Genomic DNA, 20,923 nt, shown 5'->3' on the forward strand with positions numbered 1-20,923 from the left:
ACAAGAAATGCTGAATTGAGATGTGGGCCATATCTCTGCGGCATGGGTAAATCATGATCGATCTGCGTCAGCTCAAATATTTCTTGGCAATTGCGGACCACGGGAGTGTTTCTGAAGCTGCCCGGCACGTGCATGTCGTTCAACCCGCGCTAAGCCGGCAGATGAAGGACCTGGAAGAAGAGCTCGGCGTGGTGCTGTTCGAGCGGGGAGCGAGAGGAAGCGCGCTGACTACTGCTGGGGCGCAGTTCGCAATTGACGTGCGGGCGGTGCTTGCTCAGCTTAATGCGGCCAAGGAGCGGCTCTCGCGCATCGCAAGCGGCGTGGAAGGGGCGTTGCGGATTGGCATAGCACCAAATTACAGCTGGCACCCTCAGATACTGGAGTCGCTGCGGTCGTTCTCGGCAGCTGTCCCAAAGGTTGCGCTCATGCTGGAGCCGACGCTATCAACGCGACAGATTGCGAGAATTATTGCAGGCGAACTCGATGGGGGTTTCCTCACTTGGCGATACTTGCCCCAAGATAAGCCGGACAATCAGGGTCTTCGAGAAACGCACCTCTTCAATTGCCGCCTCAAGCTCGCACTGCAGCGTGGCAGTGCGCTGGCGAAAAAGGTGCCTAAGCGACTCGCGCAGTTGAAAGATGAGCCGTGCATATGGTTTCCGCGGGAGACTGCGCCCGCGTACGATGATTTCCTTACTTACCAGTGCCAGCAGGCAGGCTTTTCGCCCAAGAAGGTTCAGATTGGCAGTGATGTGTTGACGATCCTTGGACTGGTTGCGGCAGGGATGGGATATTCGATTGTCTCGGACGTCTCTCAACATACCTGCCCCAAGGACGTGGTCTTGCTCGACCATCCCGACCTCACGATGACCCATCCGGTGTCATTCGTCTGCAGGGCTGACGATGGGAATCCAGCGCTCATTCGCTTTGTCGATCAATTGCAGAGGGGACGACCGTCTTGATGATGTTGTCGGTCACCGGAGATGGATTCAACCCAAGCAAGGTGAGTGGATCAACCGTCCTGTAGACGCAAGACGGCGCTGAGGCACCTATGCTGATCTTGATTACAACCCACCGACGACGAGCACAAATGAGCAGCAACTTCTACGATCGACTCGCGCCGTTTTATCACTTGCTCTATGGCGACTGGGACGCCGCCGTTCGCAACCAAGGCGAGGCACTAGCGCAGCTTCTAAAGGGATGGGGCGTTGGACCTGGAGAGCCTGTTCTTGATGCAGCTTGCGGTATTGGCACTCAGACGCTGGGCTTGGTGGCGGAGGGGTATTCAGTAACCGCCTCGGACCTGTCGGCCGGTGCAGTCGAAAGGTTGCAGCAGGAACTAGACGCACGCAATCTACAGGCGAGCGTACGCGTTGACGATCTTCGCACGTTGCACGGCGCTGCCGACGAAAGTTGTGCTGCCGTTCTCGCCTGCGACAACAGCTTGCCACACCTGCTCACAGACGCCGAGATATTGCAGGCGCTACGCAGTGCCTATCGCGTTCTGCGGCCGGGTGGCCTGTTGGTGCTCTCCGTTAGAGACTACGCCATCATCGAGCGGCGCTCACCCGACGTGCGCCCATACGGGCTTCATCGCGATTCTGAGGGACGACGTTTCCTTGCTGTCCAGGTTTGGGAATGGGACGGCAATTGCTACGACCTGCGCATGTACCTCACTACCGAACAGCCGGATGGCCGCTGCGCGACGGAGGCCCTTACAAGTCGCTATTACGCAGTGACCACCGACCGCCTGCAAGAACTGATGCGCGAGGCCGGTCTGCATGAAGTGCAGCGTCTGGACAACGTTCTTTTTCAACCGGTCCTCGTCGGACGCCGTACCTAGGAGCCTGGCCCCGCGCGCGTCTAGGGCGCCGCGGGCGGGCGCAATGGTCTTGTTCAATGCCCGCTTGCAGTACAACGGCCAACACCTATGGCATTTGCGATTGCTCGCGCGCACGTAGCTTGATCGCGAGGTGCAGTTGCATCGTTGCGTCTGATGCCTCGGTGAGGCGGTGTCTGTAAAAGCCGCCAACCACGAATGCCGGCGTGAGAGTGGAAGACGTCGGCTTCAGGATGAGCGCAACGCCGTCGTATCCATCGCTCTGCACATGCTCGATCAGCAGAGCCACCGTGCGATCGAGATCGCGCCGGTACGCGGCTGCGAGTCGCGCCTCTTGTACTTCGCACTCTGCAGCATTAGGACTTCCAGGCCGTGTACGCGTGCCTGGCTGAGGAAACGGAATGAGGATGCCCATTGTTGATTCGACTGACGGCCCGCGCGGGCAGTCATGTTGTTGGTGGGCGGCCAACAATAGAATAAGAATCCTCCTATTCGTTTCCTGCTCAACAGGAAACAAAAAATCCCGCCGAAGCGGGATTCTTTAACTGGCGCGCTTGCGCTGCGTCTTTGCCTTGGGGACCGGAGGGTAGCCGTAGTCGGAAGGCTCGGCAACTTCTGCTGGTGCTTCCTCGAAGCGCTTTGCCTTCGGTCCAGCTGAGCCGACAAGCCGCGCGCCACCTTTAAGCTGCTTCTTTGCCGCAAGCACTGCTTCAAGAGTCGCAATCGCTGCTTCGATATCTCGTTCAGAAAGGTCATTCAGCGCACCGATTGCCAGTGCGCCCAGGTCTGGCGCTGGCGGGGCCTCGTCTTCTGCATCGAGAGAGAAAGGCGGCAGGTGGAGCGCTTGCTCGATCTCGCGCGCGACGTCTTCACCGATTCGCTTGCCACCGGCTTTGCCTTCTTCGTAGAGCATGCGTCCGACGTATGACTGCGCCTTGCCGATTGCCTGGGCGAGTTTGACGATCGAGCCCTCGAAGCGAGAGACGCGAATCTGGTCCAGCCGCTGCCGACGTCGTTCGTACTTATCCATTCTTTACAAATTCCGGCCCTGTTTTTCGCGGAAACGCCCCGCCAAGGTATTGAGATAAAAAATACCCATGGGTACCATCGCCGCATGGAAAACCTGCGGGCTTACTTAAACGCAATGTCACCCGACAAGCAGGCGGATTTCGCGCGCTTGTGTGGCACGACGATCCGCTACCTGCGCAAGGCAATCAGCCTCCGCATACGGTTAGGGCCGATGTTCTGCGTCGGCATCGAGAGGGAGACGCGTGCGCTTGTTACGCGCAAACACCTTCGTCCCGACGACTGGCATTTGATCTGGCCCGAGCTTGTCTCCGCCCGCGCGCCATCTGCATGGCGACACCCGCGGCCAACGCGGCCCAAGCCTCGAATGATACCGGCTGCGGCACCTGTGGCCCGTCTTCGGCGCATTCGTCGAAGGAGCAACTTCCACACGCTGGATCGCGCCTTTCCAACGATGAGGCGAGTGTACGCGCCCGCCAGAACAGCCGGTAGTGCGATGCGCCCGGCGGCCCTATGACCCCACTTTAGGAGACACCTCTTGAGCCACCACTATTCCGAAATCAATCAACACGATGCGCTCTATTGGGTAGCGCGCGGTTATCCGGGCGGCGTTGAAGGATTGGCCGCGCGGATGGACAAATCCGCCGCGGTGCTGCGGAACAAGCTGCTGCCGCATGTGCAGACGAACTACGTGTCGTTCGAAGAGGTGTCGGTGATTGTCGAGCACGCGGAAGGCGCTGGTGTGCCGAACGCGAAGCTGCCGATTCAGGCGCTGTGCTGGCGGCACGGGATGGTGGCGATTCCGCTGCCCGAGGTAGCCCGCGAGGATCTGCCGAATACGGATCTGTATGAGGCGCTGTGCCAGGTGTTGGCCGAGGTGGGCGATGTGAGCCGCGCGATGTCTGCGGCGCTGGCGGACAACCATCTCTCCGAGGGTGAGATGCGCAAGCTGGAGCGGGAGTTTGAAGAGGCGACGGCTTCTGTGATGGTGCTGCGCGAGCTGTTGCGTGTGCGTGCGCAGCGTGATGCGGAGCGGTTGCAGCGGCTGCGTGGCAAGGCGTGATTGGCTGTTTTTTGAAGCGCGAGAGCGCATAGGAGAAGTGATGCAAGGTTGTAAAGCGAATTGCGGTGGGGCGGCGAAGTTGTCGCGCGACGATGCCAAGCGGATAGCGGATGTGCTGTGCGGGCTGGCGGCGAAGGAACGGGCGAGCTTTTCTACGTCGATGCCCGCGCGTCTCAAGGAAACCCGTGAGGTCCTGACGCGCGAGCTGAGGCTGTTGGCCGAGGTTACCGAGGCCGCCCGGAAAGGTAAGCGGAATAAGTCTCGATGAACTGCTCGCAGAATTGGGCCACAGCTTTGCCGGGTTCTCCGCTCGCGCCTATTTGATTCTGGAATAGGGTGGTCTGATATTTGAGGATGTAGTCAAGCAAGTCCTCAGCGTCTTTGCGCGGCTGAAAGTAGTCCATGTGGTTCTTGAAGAGGTTTGTGAGCGGTCTTCGTCGGGTTGTCGGATCCGACGACGCAGTGTTGCCGCCAGCAGTTCGGGCGGCAACCTGTTGCGCCACGTTGTATCGATTTTTGACAGGGCTAGATCGCGCATGACACAAACGCAGGACAACACGCCACGCTTTTCACACGGCATGACGTGCTGCAAGGCGGGACGTGTTGCTGTGGGCTTGTCGTGTGAGCGCGTCGATCAGATGTGTTGTGCCTGGCACCGCATTGCGGGGGCGTTCAAGCCTCGCGGGTTGCCGGTGCTGTCGAAGTTTGCGGAGCATCTGCTGGATGCTTGCGCGTGGCCGCTGGCTGATGTGTTTTGGCCGTTCAATGCGGCTGGTGAGTCTTCTGCGCTGGCGTTGGCCTGCGCGTCGCGTTATCGCGCGATTTCAACTGAGGCGGAGCGCCTCGCTTTTCGATCCACCGTTGTTGCGTCGACGTCGCCGGAGTTTGTGGCGGTGTTCGACGTGCTGTGTAAGGCCGCGCCGCTGCGGCTGTAAGGGCGATTCCATGGACATTCCTATCGAGGCCGTTGGCGCTGTTTGGGCCAAGGGCAGGGCGGCTGCATTGTCTGGCCGTCCGTTGGATGAGGCGAACGAGTATCCGGCTGGCACCGCGCATCACGCGACGTGGCTGGCGGGGTATATGGGCTTGGCGCGCACGCATGGAGGCGAGGGTGTCGGCGTATCGCATCAATGATCTTGAGTTGAGCGCGCTGGCCGGGGCGGGTGCGGAGATCGCGCATCTGTACCTGGTGGCGCTGCGCCCGCGTATGGACTTCAGGACGGGCGTGGTGGGGCGCGTGGTGCGGATCTCGTATCAGGCGCTGCGTGAGTGGACGGAGCGCACTGCGCGCCGTGGCGTGCGCTACCTGGCGCATGACAAGTCGAAGCTGCAGCGGATGTTGGCGCAGTTGGAGAAGCTGGGGCTGCTGCGTCGGCTTGGCGGGCAGTACGAGCTCGTTTTTGCGTGCCCGTTGGCGGATACGGATTCGTGCGTCCAAAAGAAAGCCGGTCGAGGTTCGATACACCCGCAGGATGGCTATGAGTTCAATGCTGACGCGGGTTTCAAGGATGTGCCGGAGTCTGTGGATAACGCGAAAGCCGCTACACATCCGTATTCCGGTAACACCTTTAAAACCAACCCCCCTAACCCCCCACGCCGGGCGCGTGAGAAGAAGGAGATTGAGCCCCCCACGCCTGCGGCGCGGGAGGATCGAAACGGCCCCCAACACCGTCGCTCGCGGCGGCACCGGCTCTCAGAGGAACGTGGTCAGAACACGAGCGTGGTTGGGGATGGGCTTGCAGAGAGTGAGGATGGGCAGAGCGTGGCGTGGCAAGCAGACCTTGCCTGGCCGGTTGACCTGAGAGGGCCCGAGCGGGCGCGTGTTGCACGGATCGTGGCTCGGGCACCCGTGGCCATGAGGCAGGTGGTGATCGACGAATGGCGGGGCCGTATGGCGGCCGGTGGTGTGGACGATCCATTTGCGATGCTGGCGTACCACGCGAAGCGGGCGAGCGATCCGGAATGGGTGCCGTCGTATGCGGCGGCGGTGCGGGAGTCGCGCGAGCGGGCAAGGGCGCTGCGGCGCCAGCAGGAGGAGGCGCTGGCGCGGTTGCAGGCGCAGGCGGAGCAGGCGGTGGCTGGGTTGCCGTGGCATGCGGGCCGGTTGCGGCACGCGGCAAGCGTTGCGCGAGGTGCGGCATGACGGCTGAGGAGGCGTTCAACGCGGCGGTGCTGGCGGCGCGCGGCAAAGGTGAGTGGCCGTCGCGGGCGGTGTTCTGGTCGGCGGTGCGGTTTGGGATGAAGGCCGTTGAGGCGGCGCGCTGGGGTGATGCTGAGGAGCGGTGGTCGGCGCAGTGGCGGGTGGCGGTGGCTGAGCATCTGCCGCCGATTCCGGAGGCGCCGTTGGTGGGGGCGCCGCCGTCTATGGTGCGGGCGGAGACGCATCTTGGGCGGATGTATCAAATCATGGGATCGAGGAGGCCGGATGTATTGCGTTAAGCCGCGTGAGGTGACGAGGCGATCTGCGTTGGTGACGAGCGAGGATCAGGCGCTCGATGATCTGCTGTTGGAGTGGTTCCGCTGGGAGGCGCAGTATTCGGGCGCGAAGTGGTATTCGAACCGGGATGCGACGTGCGGTGGGTCTGCGAGCTCGCGGCAGTGGATGTCAACGGATGACATTCACGAGGCAAGCGTGGATGCGTGGCAGATGCAGCAGGTGGCGGCGGCGATGGAGGCGATCTCGGGCGACCATGCGCTGGCGATTCGGGTGGAGTGTCGCAATCGCCTTGGGCCGGGGGTGTGGCGGAACCCGCGTGCGGGGCTGCGGCAGCCGCTGGCGTATGCGGCGGCTAAGGTGGCGATCAGGCCGTGGATTGTTAAATTCGGTGTCGAGTATTGATGGGGCGAGGGGCGTCGCTTACAGTTCGGTTCGTGGGGCGACGTGCGCCCATAGAAAATGAAAGCCCGACCGGATTGCTGTGTCGGGCTTTTTGTTTTGTCGGGCGTTGGGTCCAGCGAAGTGGACTGGTGTTGGCGGCTACGCCAAGGCGCGCACACATTGTTTTTATTCGCGTCGCGTTGCAACATTAATGCTCCTTCCTCTGAAAAGAAGCTGAGCATGAGCCTGTCGACGAGTGCCTATCTGCGCTCCTCCGGAATAGATTTGGACCGCCGTGTGCTGCAACGACTGGCCGCCCATGGCTTTAAGGTGACGTTGCCACCGGGCGCAACACTTTTGCAAACGCCGGCAAGCGGTACGCTGTGGCTTGCCGTGCACGAATGTCCAGAATCAATTTCTCGCATAGAGCCGGCCGCACCATTTCTCACAGCGTTCGAGTACTGGACAGCGCTTCGCTCGGCGGAAAACCATTCTTATGCACCGCGAGGCGTCCGCAAATACGAGATCGCAGTCCACACACGCACCTCATCAGGTCGTTCCCCTTCCGCCGCAACTTTCCAGCAGTTGATCCTAGGGGCCATGGCAGCCGAATCGCAGGGCTGGTATCTGGCGGACGGAGACGAACAGGTGTGGGTGGGCGAAGCAGCGTTCGCGGAGGTTCTCCGGCAGGCAATGATGGACGCAGTCAACATTGACGAGTTCACCATGCCGTTTGATGGATGGCATGAGAACGGCGAACCCATTCAACACAGAGATCGCATTCGAACGAGCCAGCCTTCGATTGAAGAGCGCGCCCGCAATATTGTGCTGCCAAAGAGAAAGTGGTGGCGCCTGTTTTTCTGACTTGCGCGAATCGAGGATGAACCTCTTTCTCTTCTGAAGGGACGCGGCACAGGTCGCAACGTCGGCGAGCGCGGGCCGGAAGCCCGGGGGCGTGATAGTTGCGGTCGGTCGCCCCCGTATAGGCCGGGGGCCCCTGGGCTCAAGGGGTACTGCGGGGGCGCTCACCCGCGACTCTTCGTTAGCGGCCAGTTTTCCAGCTTAGTGAAATTCACCTCCGACGAGGTGAAACGGTGAAATGATGAGTGAAACGATCCTCCTGACGCGCTCCGCGTTCGCGGCGCGCCAGAACTGGTCGCCCAGCTACGTCACCAAGCTTGGCAAAGAAGGGAAGCTGGTCACCACGCCCGACGGCAAGCTGGTCGACGTTGATGCCACGCTCGCAAAAATCAAGCGCGGCGCCGACCCAGCCAAAGAAGCCGTCCGCGCCCGCCACGAAGCCGCGCGCATCGACCGCGACGTCTACAGCGCCAGAGACACAACGCCCGATGCCGACCCATCCCTCGGCCACGACTTCCAAGCCGCCCGCGCCGAACGCGAGTACTACCAGGCACAGCTAGCCCGCACCGAATACCAGTGGGTCTCCGGCCTGCTGGTCAGCCGTATTGCCGTCGAAGACGCCGCCGAAAAGATCGGCGCCAACCTGCGCGACCGCATCATGGGCCTGCCGCGCCAGATCGCACCCGAGCTTGCCTCGATGACCGACCCATGGGCCGTCGAGCGCCATCTCGAAACCGCACTGCGCAAAGTGCTCGACGACATGATCGACCACGGCGCCGCAGTGCTTTCCGAATCCATCAACGATCCCGACCGCGGCAAGTTGGCCGACCTGTCACGCGCGGGGAAAGAGAGGTACGGCTCCATGGAGCCCATCGACACATCGTGAGCCATCCCGACGGAGCTGCACTGTTCGCCCGCGCCTTCCTGGCCGGCTTGAAGCCCGACCCTGAACTGTGGGTAGACCAGTGGTCCGAAGACTTCATGGTGATCCCCGACGAGTCGGGCGCCGCCGAAACCGGGCCATACCGCTCCGCGCGCACGCCGTACGCCGTCGAGCCCATGCAGTGCCTGTCGCCCGCGCATCCGTGCTTGCGCGTGGTCGCCATGGTCGCGTCGCAGTTGTTCAAGACGCAAGTCGCGTTGAACTGGATCTCGGCGACGATCCACCGCGCGCCGGCCAACTTCCTCGCGCTGCAACCGACGTTGAACCTCACACGCCGCTTCTCCGCACGTGTGGCCAAGACAATCGATGCCGTACCGGTCCTGCGCGAGCGCATCGCATCGGCCCGCTCGCGTGACGCCGCCAACACCGCCGAGCGCAAAGACTTCCGCAAGGGCACGCTCTTCATCAACACCGCCGGCTCTGCCGCCAACCTGGCCGAAGTCTCCGCGCGGTATGTGTACGGCGACGAAATCGACCGCTGGGTGCGCGACCTCAACAACGAAGGCGACCCCATCGGCATCGCCGAGAAGCGCGCCAGCACCTTCGGGCGCAACGCCAAGTTTTACTACACAAGTTCGCCGACGATTGACGGTGCCTCGCGCATCGCCGAGCTCTACGCGCAGAGCGATCAGCGCCATTACTACGTGTCCTGCCCGCACTGCGGCCATGAGCACATCCTCGAATTCGAGCAGCTGCGCGCAAGCGACGATCTGTCCGACGTCTACTGCGAGTGCCCCGCGTGCTTCTACCGCATCCGCGAGCACGAAAAGCCCGCGCTCTTCAAGACCGGCCGCTGGATCCCGCACGCCAAAGGCGACGGCGAAACAGTAGGTTTCCACCTGTCGACGGTGTATTCGCCGCTGGGTTGGGTGTCCTGGCGCGCGCTCATCAAGGAACACCGCGAGGCCAAGCTGGCGCAAGAGAAAGGCGATCCGGGCCTGATGCAGGTGTTCTACAACACGCGTCTCGCGCGCGTCTGGGACAACGCCCAGCAGCGCACCAGCGCAGACGAACTGCGTGACCGCGCAGAGGATTACCGCCTGCGCACCGTGCCCGCCGGCGCGCTGCTGCTGACCGCCGCCGTCGACACGCAGGACGACCGCCTCGAACTGCTCGTCATGGGCTGGGGCGAAGGCATGGAGCGCTGGACGATCGATCACCAGGTCTTCATGGGCGACCCGTCCGACCCCGCGCTGTGGGCGACGCTCGACGAAGCCCTGCAGGCAACGTTCCTGCACGCCTCCGGCAAAGAGATGCAGATCCGCGCTGTTGCCATCGACTCAGGCGGCAGCCACACGCAAGACGTCTATCACTTCACGCGTCTGCGGCAGTGGCGCCACGTGCTGGCCGTCAAAGGCGCCAGCAAACCGAACAAGCCCGTGATCGCACAGCGCCCGTCCCGCGTGGACGTGACGTGGCAAGGCACCACGGAAGTCGACGGCGCCGAGCTCTGGATCGTCGGCACCGACACCGCCAAGGACTGGATCTACAACCGCTTCAAGCTCACCAGCGGCCCTGGCGCGTTGCACTTCTCGAACGACCTGCCGCTGGAGTTCTACAAGCAGCTCACCGCAGAGAAGCAGATCGTGCGCTACGTGAAGGGCTACCCGCGCACCGAGTGGGTCAAGGCGCGGGGCGACCGTAACGAGATCCTCGACCTGAACGTCTACAACCTGGCCGTCGCGTATTACCTCGGCGTTCACAAGTATCAGGAACCCGACTGGCGTCGGCTGCGCATGCATTTCGATCAAGGCAGCTTGTTTGCCGCGGCGCCCGTCAACGACGAAGCGCCACCACAGCCGGCCGCACCACCGGCCGTAGAGCCGCCGCGCACAGCGCACACACGCCGCCGCGTGGCCGCGTCGCGCTACCTCAAACGACGATAGAGAACCGCATGGCTTACACACAGCAAGATCTCCAGCGCATCGAGAGCGCGCTGGTGAAGGGCGAGGTCGAGGTTCAGTTTCAGGACCGGCGCGCCCGATACCGCTCGGTCGACGAGATGCTGCGCATCCGCAGTGAGATCGTCCGCAACCTCGAAGACGCCGCACCGGCATCGCGCGTGATCCGGCTGCGCTCGGCGGGCAAGGGGGTGACATGACCCGATACCCTGCGCTGGGCCAGCTCGGTTTCGTCTTGCCGGCGGAGCGGGCGGTTCGGGCGCAGGCGTACGAGGCCGGTGGCACCACCGGCAGCCGGGGCCGCGCGTGGCGTGCATCGGGCGCAGGGCCAAACGCCTCGGTCACGCAGAATCTCGGCACCATCCGCACGCGTGCACGCGCCGCCGTTCGCAATGACCCATGGGCCAAGAAAGCGATTGCCGGGCTGGTGACCAACGCCATCGGTACCGGCATCGTGCCGCACCCCGAGCATCCCGACCTGGCCGTACGCAGCGCGCTCAAAGAGCTGTGGAGCGACTGGGTGCTCGAAGCCGACGCCGATGGTCTGCTCGACTTCTACGGCTTGCAGACGCTCGCCGCTCGCGCTCTATTCACCGATGGGGAGGTTCTGAACCGCGTCCGCCCCCGCCGCCCGGAACGTGGGCTCTGCGTGCCGCTGCAGGTGCAGCTTTTCGAAGCCGACCACCTACCGGCCAATCTGAATCAGATGCTGCCTAATGGCGGCGAGATCGTCTCGGGCGTCGAGTTCGACCGGGACGGCGACCGCGTTGCCTATCACCTGTACCGTCGCCACCCGGGCGAGTCAGGGCGCGCGACGGCACAGGCGGGAACGGTCCGTGTGCCGGCCTCGGAGATCCAGCACGTGTTCGAGCCGCTACGACCGGGCGCGGTGCGCGGCTGCTCGGTACTGGCAACGGTGCTGCTGCGCCTGCACACGCTCGACAGCTTCGACGACGCGGTGCTCGTGCGGCAGGAGGTGGCGAACCTGTTCGCAGGCTTCATCACCCGGCCAGCACCCACCAGCGTGAAGCTGGATATGGTGACGGGCCATCCAGCCCAGTTCGATGGCGACGGCACAGTGCTCACATCGATGGAGCCCGGCTCCCTGCAAGAACTGCTTCCCGGCGAGGAGGTGCAGTTTGCCGAACCACCCGGCGCCGGCACCGACTACGGCCCCTTCATGCGCCAGCAGCTCATGGCTGCCGCCGCATCGGTCGGCCTGCCGTACGAAGTGCTCACCGGCGACCTGCGCGACGTCAGCGACCGCGCCTTGCGCGTGATCCTCGGCGAGTTCCGTCGCCAGCTCGAGCAGCTGCAGTGGAACGTCTTCATCCACCAGTACTGCCGCCCCGTGTGGGCCGCCTGGACGGACGCAGTGGCGCTGTCCGGCGTGCTGCCCATGCCCGACTACTACCGGAACCGGCGCCTCTATCAGCGCGTGCGCTGGGTGCCGCAGGGCTGGCCGTACATCAACCCGGTGCAAGACGTGCAGGCCCAGCGCATCGCCATTCGCGCAGGGCTGGCAAGTCGTTCGGCCACGATCCTCGCCCAGGGCGAAGACCCCGAGACCACCGATGCCGAAAACGCTGCCGACAACGAACGCGCCGACAGGCTCGGCCTCGTCTTCGACTCGGACGCGCGCAGGCGCAACAGCGCCGGCAGCGTGACCGACAACCAGGAACACACCAACGATGAAAGCTAAACAGAGGAAGTGGTACGACCTCAAAGCCGCGCGCAACGCCGCCGGCAAGACGGTCGCGGAGTTGCGCATCTATGACGACATCGGCTTTTGGGGTACCACCGCCAAGGCATTCGTCAACGAGCTGGACGCCGTGGCGAAGGACGCCGACGAGATCCTCGTGGCCGTCAATTCAGGCGGCGGCGATGTGTTCGACGGCTTCGCCATCTACAACGCACTGCGCCGCTACAGCGGCAAGGTGACGGCGCGCGTCGATGGCATTGCCGCCTCGGCCGCGTCGCTCGTCGTCATGGCGGGCGACACCATCGTCATGCCCGAAAACGCCATGATGATGGTCCACAACGCCTGGACCATCGCCGCCGGCGACGCCGCGCAGATGCGCAAGACCGCCGAGCTGCTCGACAAGACGCGCGACGGCATCGTCGCCGCCTACCGCAACAAGTGCGGCCTGACCGACGACGAGATTGTCGCCATGATGGACGCAGAGACGTGGATGACGGCGGCCGAGGCCAAAGATCGCGGCTTCGCCGACCAGATCGAGGCGCCCGTCAAGCTGCAGGCGTCTGTGCGCACCGGAGAACTGCTCGCGCGGTTCGAGCACACGCCCGAGGCACTGCTGAAAGCGCTCGAAGCTCCGCCGGCGGAGGCGCCAAAAGCCGCTGCACCGGAAGCACCAGCAGCGCCGCCGGCCGCGCCGGTCGCTGCCACGCCGGCGCCCGACGCCGGCGCGCTCGCGCAACACGCCTTCGCAGCGTGCCGCGCCGCAGGCCTGCCGCAACTGGCTGAGGCTGTCGTGTCAGCCAGCGCGCTCGCCAGCAACGAAGCCATCGACGCCGTTGTCGCCCGCGCCAAAGACATCGCCGGCCTGTGCACGGCGGCACACCTGCCAGAGCTGACCGCGCAATTCGTTGCCGACGGGCTCAACGCCGAACAGGTTCGCGCCCGGCTGTACGACCGCGTCATGGCAGCCAGCACGACGGGGCTGTCGAATCGTCAGCCGGTGGCAGGGCAGGAAACCACCGAGCGCAAGGCCGGCCCGCACGGCCCGAGCATCTACAGCGCCCGCCGCAAGAAAACGCCTTCGGCTCTCGCCTGAAGCAATCCATTGGAGTCACACCAAATGCAGATCCAGACACAAGGCGTACAAACCGCCGAATTCCTGCTGACCGAAGCGCCGGGCAGCCTCTCGCGCGAGCAGATCACCGTGGCGGCGGGCGATGCGCTTCCCGCCGGCCAACTGCTCGAGCAGGACGCCGACGGTACCGGCTACGCCCCGTACGGCACCACGGAAGACGGCAAAGCCGCCGCCATCCTTTACGCACCGCTGCGCGCGTCCGAAACCGTCCGCCGCGCCACCGCCATCGTGCGCCTGGCAGAGGTGGCCGAAGCCCGCCTCACCGGTCTTGACGCCAAAGCCCGCACCGACCTGCTCGCGGCCTTCATCGCCGTTCGCTAAGCACCCACACGAATTCAGGAATTCAGGAGAACCCCATGGCTGATATGGCCCTGTTCAATGACGACGCCTTTTCCATGACGGCGCTCACCGCCAGCATCAACGAGCTGGAAACGACGCCCTCGCGGCTGGCCGCTCTCGGCCTGTTCGAAGAAGAGGGCATGACCGTCACCACCGCGCAGATCGAGCGCGACGGCGAACAACTGCAGCTGGTCGCCTCGGCAGAGCGCGGCTCGCCCGGGCAGGTTGTGGTCGGCAGCAAGCGTCAGGTCATTCCGTTCAACGCCGTGCACCTGCCGGAAATCGCCACCATCAAGGCGGACGAAGTGCAGAACCTGCGCGCCTTCGGCGAAGAGAGCGAACTCGAAGCCCTGCAGACGGTGGTGAGCAAGCGCCTGCAGAAAATGCGCCGCCAGCTCGATGCCACCCACGAGTTCCACCGCATCGGCGCCATCAAGGGCCAGATCCTCGACTCGGACGGCAAGTCCGTTCTGGTCGATCTGTTCGAGCGCTTCGGGCTGAAGCAACAGCAACTGCCCATCCTCATCGGCGACGTGCGTTCCTCCACGCTGGAACTACTCGACATGGTGGAGGATTCGCTGGGCGCCACCCCGCACACCGGCGTGCGCGCGCTGTGCGGGCGCAATTTCTGGCGTCAGCTGATGACGTCCAAGGACATCCGCGAGACCTACCTCAACACACAGATGGCCGCCTCGCTGCGCGGCGACCCGCGCGACACCTTCGACTTCGGTGGCGTCACGTGGGAGCGCTATCGCGGGCGCGTCGGCAACGTCGGCTACATCGGCGACGACGAAGCCTACGCCGTGCCCGAAGGCGTGCCGGAACTGTTCATCACCCGTTTCGCGCCGGCGGACTACATGGAGGCCGTCAACACCAACGGCCTGCCGTACTACGCCAAGCAGGAAGCCGGCAAGTTCGGCAAGGCCGTTGAGCTGGAAGCGCAGTCCAACCCGCTACACCTGTGCACCCGCCCGCGCGCGGTAATCAAGCTGTCGGCCGGGACGGGCAAGGCAGCCTGACATGACGTTTCGGGACCACGTGGCGGATCTCGACACGGCAGTCTTCGAGGCGCTCTCTGACGAGGTGCAAATCGACGGCAAGCCCGACCCGGTGATGGGCATGTTCTATTCACCGTGGCTGGATGTCGAACCCATGCGCGGCCAGCGCTCGGGCCTGCGTGAGCCGTTCGTGATCTTGCGCGATGCCGACGCCGCCGGCGTTCGCCAGCGCACGCGTGTGCAAGCGCTGGGCGACGTGTTCAGCGTCATGGAGCTACAGCCGGACGGCTCCGGCATGACCAAGCTGATACTGAGGCCAGAACCATGTCCGTCACGTTAAAGGCCGAGCTGGACATTGCCGCAGCGCTGGCTCCGCTTGCAAGCCTTGGCAAAGACGCCATGCGCAACGCCTGGCGCCGCGCGCTGAAGAAGAGCGCCAACTGGGTGAAAGGCCAGACAGCAAAGCAGGTCTCGGCCGAGATGCACATCGCGCAGAAACTGGTTCGGCAGCGTCTCTACTTCTTCTTGCGCAGTGCAGACAAAGGCAAGGTCTGGCTCGGCCTGAACTCCATTGAGGCGCACCGGCTCGGCAACCCCCGCCAAACGCGGCGCGGCGTGTCTGTCGGCCGGCATCGATTCGACAAGGCGTGGATCTACCGAAGCACGCGCGGCAGCAAAAGCGACGGCAAGGTCTTCCGCCGCGTTGGCAAGGCGCGCATGCCCATCGAGGGCGTCAAGCTCGATTGGGCTGACAAGGGCGAAGCTGCATTCCGCAAAGCCGCTGCCGAGATCGAGGCGCGCCTCATGGTCTTACTGGAGCAGGAAGTGAAATACGAGATCCTCAAGGCGACAGGCCATGCTCGCTGATCTGCAGCAACTGTTCGACGCCGTGGAATCGCACCTCAAAGCGCAATTCCCCGACGTCGCCCTCATCGGCTGGGCACCTGAAATCGAAGACAGCATGCCGCTGCCGGCCATCCTGCTGTACGTCGGCGCGCTGCGCCCGGGCACCGACCCGGGCACCGGCCAACCGCCCATCAACATCGTGATCGAGCTGCGCGTCGTTGGCGACCCGACCGAGCCAAACGCCGAGGGCGCCATGTGGGCGCTCGCCGCACGGCTCATCAAGGTCTTGCACCACCAGACGTGGGGCCTGCCTGTCACCATGGCTGAGCTGGAGGCCGACGGCTTCCATCCAGACGGCATGCGCCCCGACCTCGACGGCTACAGCGTCATCGCCGCTGAATGGCGACATGAGTTCGACCTGGGCACGCCCGAATGGGCGTTTGAAGACACCAGCGGCACGACGGTCGATTTCGACATCCAGCCGCGCCATAGCGAGGCCGACCATGGGCTACGAAGCGGGTGAAGCAGACCGGCGCCTGGCGTGCATCGTGCAGGCCGGCGTGATAGCGCAGGTCGACCTCGCTGCTGCCCGCTGCACCGTCAACGTTGCCGACTGGACGTCTGACTGGCTGCCGTGGTGGTCGCGTGCCGCCGGCGCCGTGCGCGAATGGCGCCCGCCGTCGCCGGGTGAGCAGGCTTTGCTCGTCTCGCCGTCCGGCTGCCTTGAAGGCGGCTTTGTCCTGGCGGGCTTCTATACGGACCAGCACGGCGGCGCGAATGGTCAATCGTCAGATTTGACGGCCACGGACTACCCCGACGGCGCCCGCGAGCATTACGACCACGCAGCGCACGAATACCGGCTTGCCGTACCGGAAGGCGGGCAAATCGTCCTGCAGGTGGGCGACACGTCGCTCACGCTGCGCGCCGACGGCGCTGTGCTGAAAGCGCCGCAACTGCGTGCCGACGTGCCGGCATCCACCTTCACGGGCAATGCCCTCGTGGAAAAGGCGCTCGCGTTCATGGGCGGCCTGTCAGGGCAGGGCGCCGCCGGCGGCGCCGCTGTCGCCATCCAAGGCGGCATCCAAGCCACAGACGATGTGGTGGCCGGCGATGTATCGCTGCGCGGTCACTCGCACATGGAGCAGGGCGACGGCGCGCCGGTGGGCAAGCCGTTCTAGCTGCAGCACACATCAATCGCAAGGCGGCCACGTGCCGCCATTTTTCATTGGAGGCACCGTGGCCGTCGTCGGCATGAACAGACGCACGGGAGCGCTGCTCTCGGGCATGGACCACCTCCTGCAAAGCCTGACCGACATCCTGAGCACACGACGCGGCACCCGGCGCGAGCGGCCTGAATACGGCAGCGATTTACCCGACAAGGTGGATTTGCCCATCACGCGCGGCTGGGTTGCCGCCGCGCAGGCAGAAGCGGCACGTGCCATCACACGGTGGGAGCCGCGCCTGCGCCTCTCGCGCGTGCGGGTGGAGGGCATTGAAGACGGTCGAGTGGTCTGGCGTGTCGTCGGTATCTACAACGAGCGGGCCGTCGATCTCAAGGTGACGTCATGAGCGTAATCGACCTGTCCGCATTGCCGCCGCCCGACGTTGTCGAACCACTCGACTTCGAGGCGTCCTACCAGCGGCTCCTCTCGACCTTCATGGGGCTCTGTCCGGAATGGTCGGCCACCATGGAATCTGACCCTGCGGTCAAGCTGCTGGAACTGCTCGCGTATGTCGACGTGCAGCAGCGCGCGCACGTGAACGATTCCGCACGCTCGACCATGCTCGGCTTTGCCGTGGGCGCCGATCTGGAACACCTGGCCGCTGGCTTGGATACAAAGCGACTTGTTGCCGTGCCGGGCGACACGGATGCGTTTCCGCCGGTCGCCCCAGTCATGGAATCGGAAGCCAGTCTGCGCACGCGCGCACAGGGCGCCTTCGAGCGGTTGTCGGTCGCCGGCCCGCGCGCCGCCTACGAGCTGCATGCACGCGCCGCAGACGGTCGCGTGGCAGACGCACGTGCCATCTCGCCGGCGCCGGCGGAAGTCATTGTGTCGGTGCTCAGCAATGAGGGCGACGGCACCGCCTCCGACGCGCTGGTCGAGCGGGTACGCCAGGCACTCAGCGATGAAGACGTCCGCCCGCTGGGCGACCGGCTGACCGTGCAAGCGGCGCGCATCATCCCGTACCGGCTGCGCATCGTGCTGTACCACTACCCGGGCCCGGAAGCGGAGCCCATGGTTGCCGCTGCGTGGGAGCGGCTCAATGCCTACGCGCAAGAACAGCGCCGCATCGGCCGAGACGTGCGCCGGTCAGCCATCTTTGCCGCGGCGCACGTCGCTGGCGTGCAGCGTGTGGAAGTTGCCGAGCCCGCCGAAGACATCATCGTCGACCTGACCGAAGCTTCTTACTGCGCGGGCATCGATGTTGTTGTCGGGGGCGCGGATGAGTGACAAAACGCTGCTGCCCGCAAATGCAACGCCGCTGGAGCGCGCCCTGGCGCAGACCATCCTCACGCTGCTCGACACACCCGTTCCTCTGAATCAGCTTTGGGATGCGGACACCTGCCCCGTGCGGCTGCTGCCGTACCTGGCAAGCGCCCGCTCGGTCGACCGCTGGAATGCCAACTGGCCGGAAGAGGTCAAGCGCCGCGTTGTGCGAAACGCCTTTGGCGTGCATCAGCGCAAGGGCACAGCGGGTGCGCTTCGGCGGGCCCTCGAACCGCTGGGCTATCGAGTGACGATTCAGGAATGGTGGCAGGCGCAGCCACCGGCCCGGCGGGGCACGTTCGCGCTCGACGTTGGTATCGAAAACACGGGCGTCACAGAGGCAACCTTCGAAGAGATCGAACAGATCGTTGACGACGTCCGGCCGCTATCAAGACATCTGACGGGGCTCACGCTCAGCGCAGAGATTGCCGGCCACACCGGCATACACGCCGCCTGCCTGGAGGGCGATACGGTGACCGTGTACCCATACATGCCCATTGCAGTTGCCACAGAAGGTGCCACGCACATCGCGGTCGCCGCACACGTTGTTGAAATCACTACGGTATCGAATGGCTAAGTATTTTGCGACTTTGACGGAGATCGGCGAGGCCAAGATGGCCCGTACGCTCGTCTCCAATACGATGGTCCCGCTCACCGAAATGGCCGTCGGCGATGGAGGTATTGATGGCGGCGCGGATGCGGATGTCATGCCCAGCGCCGCGCAACGCGCGCTCGTGCGCGAACGCCACCGGCGGCCGCTGAATCGCCTCGTCCGCGACGAGAAGAACGCAAGCATCGTGATTGCCGAGGTCTACCTGCCCGAAGAGGTGGGCGGATGGTGGTCGCGTGAGCTCGGCCTGTACGACGAAGATGGCGAGCTGTTCGCGGTCGCCAACGTGCCGCCCAGTTACAAGCCGGTGCTCGCAGAGGGCTCCGGGCGTGGACAGTTTTTCCGCATGATGTTGATCCACAAGGCGGCCGGCAACATCGTTCTAAAGATCGACCCGGCGGTTGTGGTGGCAACGCGCGAGTATGTCGACGACGAGGTGCGGGATCTGCGCCTCACGCTCGAGGAGAAGGCCGACAAAGCCACCACCCTGGCTGGTTTCGGCATTACCGACGCCGTAACAGTGGCGCAAGGCCTGGCGGCGGGTATCGGCGCAGACCTGAGCCTGACCAACGGGATTGTTGGCGATCTGAACGCGGTGACAGAGCCCGGGGAGTACTACTACAACGCGACGAACAGCAATGGGCCGTCCGTCTATGGCCTGCTGAAGGTATGGCGTGAGCACGGGACCACCGTCTATCAGCTCGCGCATGCAGACACCAATGACGTCTACACCCGCCGCCTGCTGAATGGGGCGTGGGTGCCGTGGCGCAAGCTCGCAGCAACCGACAGCCCCGAGTTCACCGGTACACCCCGTGTGCCGACACCTGCCATTGGCGACAACAGCCTGCAGGCGGCAAACACCGCTTTCGTGCGCGCCTACGTGGCCTCCGCAGTCACTGGTAACGAGGTTGGGCGCATTTTCTTTGAAGTGCGCACGCTGCCCCGCGCGGGTTGCTTGCGGCTCAATGGGGCGTTACTCATGCGCGCTGACTACCCGGAGTTGTTCGCCTATGCGCAGGGCACCGGTGCCATGGTTACCGAGAGCGAGTGGTCTGCGAACGCCTGGGGATGCTTTTCCATTGGAGACGGGGAGTCCACCTTCCGGTTGCCGGAGTTTCGTGGCGAAGGTTTGCGGTGCTGGGACGATGGGCGCGGCATCGATGCCAAGCGCGGCGTCGGAACATGGCAAGACAGCCAGAACCGGCAGCACACGCACGCCGGCTCCAGCGCAGCGGCTGGCGATCACGCGCACTTGGCCTGGACAGATGCCCAGGGGTGGCACGCTCACACGGGTTCCACGTCGGTGGGCGGCGCTCATGCGCACGGCATTGGCGGTGGCATACCCGTCGCCCCGGTGGGCAATTGGTCATACCGCGATGCGGGTGGCAGTTGGTCGGCCACAAGCTCGACCGACGGCAACCACAGCCACACCGTGTATCTCGACGGTAACGGATCGCACGGGCACAACGTTGGCATCGGCGCAAACGGCTCACATAGCCACGTCATCACTATCAATGCAGACGGCGGCACGGAGGCGCGCATGCGCAACGTCGCCTTGCTGGCCATGATTCGCGCATTCTGAGGGATTCACATGCTGATTCACCATTACGACAACCAGACCGGCCAATACTGCGGCAGCCAACTGGCCGACGCTGATCCTCGATCCCCGGGGCGTTGGCTGCTACCTGCCTTCGCAACTGATCAGGTGCTACCGGAGCGCACTGCCGAAACATGGCCATTCTTCCGTGACGGCGCGTGGGTCATGCTGCCGGACTTTCGAGGCAAGGTGCTGTATCGAACCGACACTGGCGAGCAGGCAGAGATTGTCGCGCCCGGTATCCGCCCGCAAGACATCGGGCTGACAGTTGACCCCCGTCCCTCCAATGACCACGTCTGGAAGGACGGCACGTGGCGGTTGTCCGCCGAGCAGGTTGCCAAACGGGCACGCGACGAGGCGATGGCCACCTTCAATGGAAAGATGGAAATCGCACGACAGGCCAACGCCGGCAAAGCCGATGCTTACGCCGCAGGGTTGCTGTCGGATGTGGAGATTGCCGTCTTCAAAGCGTGGGCCGCATATCAGATGGATCTCGTGCGTGTCCTGTCTGCGCCGGCTTTTCCTGAGAGCATCGATTGGCCTGATGAGCCCGACGTGGAAGCCGTGAAGGCTCAGGTACTCGCCGAACAGGCGGCGGCAGAACAGCTTGAGAAAGAGCGCGCTGCGGAAGCTGCGGCCGCTGAAGCGGACCCGGCGCCCTCGAACACCGACAACACAGAGGTACAGACCTCAGACACATGACGCAAGCCCCATAGGAAACCGACGCGCCGCTCCCTACCGTAACGAGAGTCATCGGC

General features: G+C 64.1%; 27 protein-coding genes. 25 read left to right on the forward strand and 2 right to left on the reverse strand.

Translation table 11 applies throughout. The features are described from left to right. The first annotated feature begins 53 nt into the window (after positions 1–53). Positions 54–962, forward strand: coding sequence for a LysR family transcriptional regulator (locus tag ACEN9T_RS16085; protein WP_413708251.1), 909 nt, complete (start codon positions 54–56; stop codon positions 960–962). A gap of 128 nt (positions 963–1,090) precedes the next feature. Next, a complete protein-coding gene (locus ACEN9T_RS16090; RefSeq protein WP_413708252.1) occupies positions 1,091–1,843 on the forward strand; it encodes a class I SAM-dependent methyltransferase in 753 nt (250 codons plus the stop codon). Positions 1,844–1,928: 85 nt separating this feature from the next. Here the strand turns inward: ACEN9T_RS16090 and ACEN9T_RS16095 are convergent, their stop codons facing one another. Then, entirely contained in the window at positions 1,929–2,129 is a 201-nt protein-coding gene (locus ACEN9T_RS16095) for a hypothetical protein (RefSeq protein ID WP_413708253.1), read from the reverse strand. Positions 2,130–2,381: 252 nt separating this feature from the next. Next, positions 2,382–2,870: a hypothetical protein gene (locus tag ACEN9T_RS16100; protein ID WP_413708254.1), complete on the reverse strand. Its 489-nt coding sequence runs from the start codon at positions 2,868–2,870 to the stop codon at positions 2,382–2,384. Between the two features lie 534 nt (positions 2,871–3,404). On the opposite strand from ACEN9T_RS16100, the gene ACEN9T_RS16105 reads away from it, so the two are divergent. From ACEN9T_RS16105 to ACEN9T_RS16215, 23 genes are all read left to right on the forward strand, one after another. Then, positions 3,405–3,929, forward strand: a complete 525-nt coding sequence (locus ACEN9T_RS16105; protein WP_413708255.1) for a phage regulatory CII family protein — start codon at positions 3,405–3,407, stop codon at positions 3,927–3,929. Positions 3,930–3,969: 40 nt separating this feature from the next. Continuing rightward, entirely contained in the window at positions 3,970–4,197 is a 228-nt protein-coding gene (locus ACEN9T_RS16110; protein ID WP_413708256.1) for a hypothetical protein, read from the forward strand. A 226-nt stretch (positions 4,198–4,423) separates the two neighbouring features. Next, on the forward strand, positions 4,424–4,864 hold the full coding sequence (locus ACEN9T_RS16115) for a hypothetical protein (RefSeq protein ID WP_413708257.1): 441 nt from the start codon (positions 4,424–4,426) through the stop codon (positions 4,862–4,864). A 164-nt stretch (positions 4,865–5,028) separates the two neighbouring features. Next, a complete protein-coding gene (locus tag ACEN9T_RS16120) occupies positions 5,029–6,072 on the forward strand; it encodes a hypothetical protein (protein ID WP_413708258.1) in 1,044 nt (347 codons plus the stop codon). Further along, the gene (locus ACEN9T_RS16125) at positions 6,069–6,368 is read left to right on the forward strand and encodes a hypothetical protein (RefSeq protein ID WP_413708259.1); all 300 of its coding nucleotides are present in this window, start codon (positions 6,069–6,071) and stop codon (positions 6,366–6,368) included. The genes ACEN9T_RS16120 and ACEN9T_RS16125 overlap by 4 nt, the downstream gene beginning before the upstream one ends. Before the next feature lie 31 nt (positions 6,369–6,399). Then, complete coding sequence (locus ACEN9T_RS16130) at positions 6,400–6,768, forward strand: hypothetical protein (protein ID WP_413708461.1); 369 nt, start codon at positions 6,400–6,402, stop codon at positions 6,766–6,768. A gap of 219 nt (positions 6,769–6,987) precedes the next feature. After that, positions 6,988–7,611, forward strand: a complete 624-nt coding sequence (locus tag ACEN9T_RS16135; RefSeq protein WP_413708260.1) for a hypothetical protein — start codon at positions 6,988–6,990, stop codon at positions 7,609–7,611. Between the two features lie 235 nt (positions 7,612–7,846). After that, a complete protein-coding gene (locus ACEN9T_RS16140; protein ID WP_413708261.1) occupies positions 7,847–8,494 on the forward strand; it encodes a hypothetical protein in 648 nt (215 codons plus the stop codon). Beyond that, the gene (locus ACEN9T_RS16145) at positions 8,491–10,437 is read left to right on the forward strand and encodes a phage terminase large subunit family protein (RefSeq protein ID WP_413708262.1); all 1,947 of its coding nucleotides are present in this window, start codon (positions 8,491–8,493) and stop codon (positions 10,435–10,437) included. Before ACEN9T_RS16140 ends, ACEN9T_RS16145 begins: the two co-directional genes overlap by 4 nt. Positions 10,438–10,445: 8 nt before the next feature. Continuing rightward, entirely contained in the window at positions 10,446–10,652 is a 207-nt protein-coding gene (locus ACEN9T_RS16150; RefSeq protein WP_413708263.1) for a phage head-tail joining protein, read from the forward strand. Next, positions 10,649–12,154: a phage portal protein gene (locus tag ACEN9T_RS16155; protein ID WP_413708264.1), complete on the forward strand. Its 1,506-nt coding sequence runs from the start codon at positions 10,649–10,651 to the stop codon at positions 12,152–12,154. The genes ACEN9T_RS16150 and ACEN9T_RS16155 overlap by 4 nt, the downstream gene beginning before the upstream one ends. Then, entirely contained in the window at positions 12,144–13,247 is a 1,104-nt protein-coding gene (locus tag ACEN9T_RS16160) for a head maturation protease, ClpP-related (protein ID WP_413708265.1), read from the forward strand. The genes ACEN9T_RS16155 and ACEN9T_RS16160 overlap by 11 nt, the downstream gene beginning before the upstream one ends. Before the next feature lie 24 nt (positions 13,248–13,271). Further along, entirely contained in the window at positions 13,272–13,607 is a 336-nt protein-coding gene (locus ACEN9T_RS16165; protein WP_413708266.1) for a head decoration protein, read from the forward strand. A gap of 35 nt (positions 13,608–13,642) precedes the next feature. Then, complete coding sequence (locus ACEN9T_RS16170) at positions 13,643–14,644, forward strand: major capsid protein (RefSeq protein ID WP_413708267.1); 1,002 nt, start codon at positions 13,643–13,645, stop codon at positions 14,642–14,644. Position 14,645: 1 nt separating this feature from the next. Next, on the forward strand, positions 14,646–14,963 hold the full coding sequence (locus tag ACEN9T_RS16175; RefSeq protein WP_413708268.1) for a hypothetical protein: 318 nt from the start codon (positions 14,646–14,648) through the stop codon (positions 14,961–14,963). Then, the gene (locus ACEN9T_RS16180) at positions 14,948–15,490 is read left to right on the forward strand and encodes a phage tail protein (protein WP_413708269.1); all 543 of its coding nucleotides are present in this window, start codon (positions 14,948–14,950) and stop codon (positions 15,488–15,490) included. The genes ACEN9T_RS16175 and ACEN9T_RS16180 overlap by 16 nt, the downstream gene beginning before the upstream one ends. Beyond that, complete coding sequence (locus ACEN9T_RS16185; protein WP_413708270.1) at positions 15,480–15,992, forward strand: hypothetical protein; 513 nt, start codon at positions 15,480–15,482, stop codon at positions 15,990–15,992. Before ACEN9T_RS16180 ends, ACEN9T_RS16185 begins: the two co-directional genes overlap by 11 nt. Next, positions 15,973–16,647 carry a phage baseplate assembly protein V gene (locus ACEN9T_RS16190; RefSeq protein WP_413708271.1) on the forward strand — a complete coding sequence of 225 codons (675 nt, stop codon included), beginning with the start codon at positions 15,973–15,975 and terminating at the stop codon, positions 16,645–16,647. Before ACEN9T_RS16185 ends, ACEN9T_RS16190 begins: the two co-directional genes overlap by 20 nt. Positions 16,648–16,720: 73 nt before the next feature. Then, positions 16,721–17,038: a GPW/gp25 family protein gene (locus ACEN9T_RS16195; protein WP_413708272.1), complete on the forward strand. Its 318-nt coding sequence runs from the start codon at positions 16,721–16,723 to the stop codon at positions 17,036–17,038. After that, the gene (locus ACEN9T_RS16200; protein WP_413708273.1) at positions 17,035–17,922 is read left to right on the forward strand and encodes a baseplate J/gp47 family protein; all 888 of its coding nucleotides are present in this window, start codon (positions 17,035–17,037) and stop codon (positions 17,920–17,922) included. The genes ACEN9T_RS16195 and ACEN9T_RS16200 overlap by 4 nt, the downstream gene beginning before the upstream one ends. Next, positions 17,915–18,535 (forward strand): phage tail protein I, encoded by a 621-nt coding sequence (locus ACEN9T_RS16205; protein WP_413708274.1) that lies wholly within the window; start codon positions 17,915–17,917, stop codon positions 18,533–18,535. Before ACEN9T_RS16200 ends, ACEN9T_RS16205 begins: the two co-directional genes overlap by 8 nt. Next, positions 18,528–20,150 (forward strand): phage tail protein, encoded by a 1,623-nt coding sequence (locus ACEN9T_RS16210; RefSeq protein WP_413708275.1) that lies wholly within the window; start codon positions 18,528–18,530, stop codon positions 20,148–20,150. Before ACEN9T_RS16205 ends, ACEN9T_RS16210 begins: the two co-directional genes overlap by 8 nt. A gap of 9 nt (positions 20,151–20,159) precedes the next feature. Further along, a complete protein-coding gene (locus ACEN9T_RS16215) occupies positions 20,160–20,867 on the forward strand; it encodes a tail fiber assembly protein (RefSeq protein WP_413708276.1) in 708 nt (235 codons plus the stop codon). The last annotated feature ends 56 nt before the right edge of the window (positions 20,868–20,923 follow it).

The organism is Ralstonia sp. Ralssp110, from assembly GCF_047325135.1.
In the GTDB taxonomy this organism is placed as follows: domain Bacteria; phylum Pseudomonadota; class Gammaproteobacteria; order Burkholderiales; family Burkholderiaceae; genus Ralstonia; species Ralstonia mojiangensis.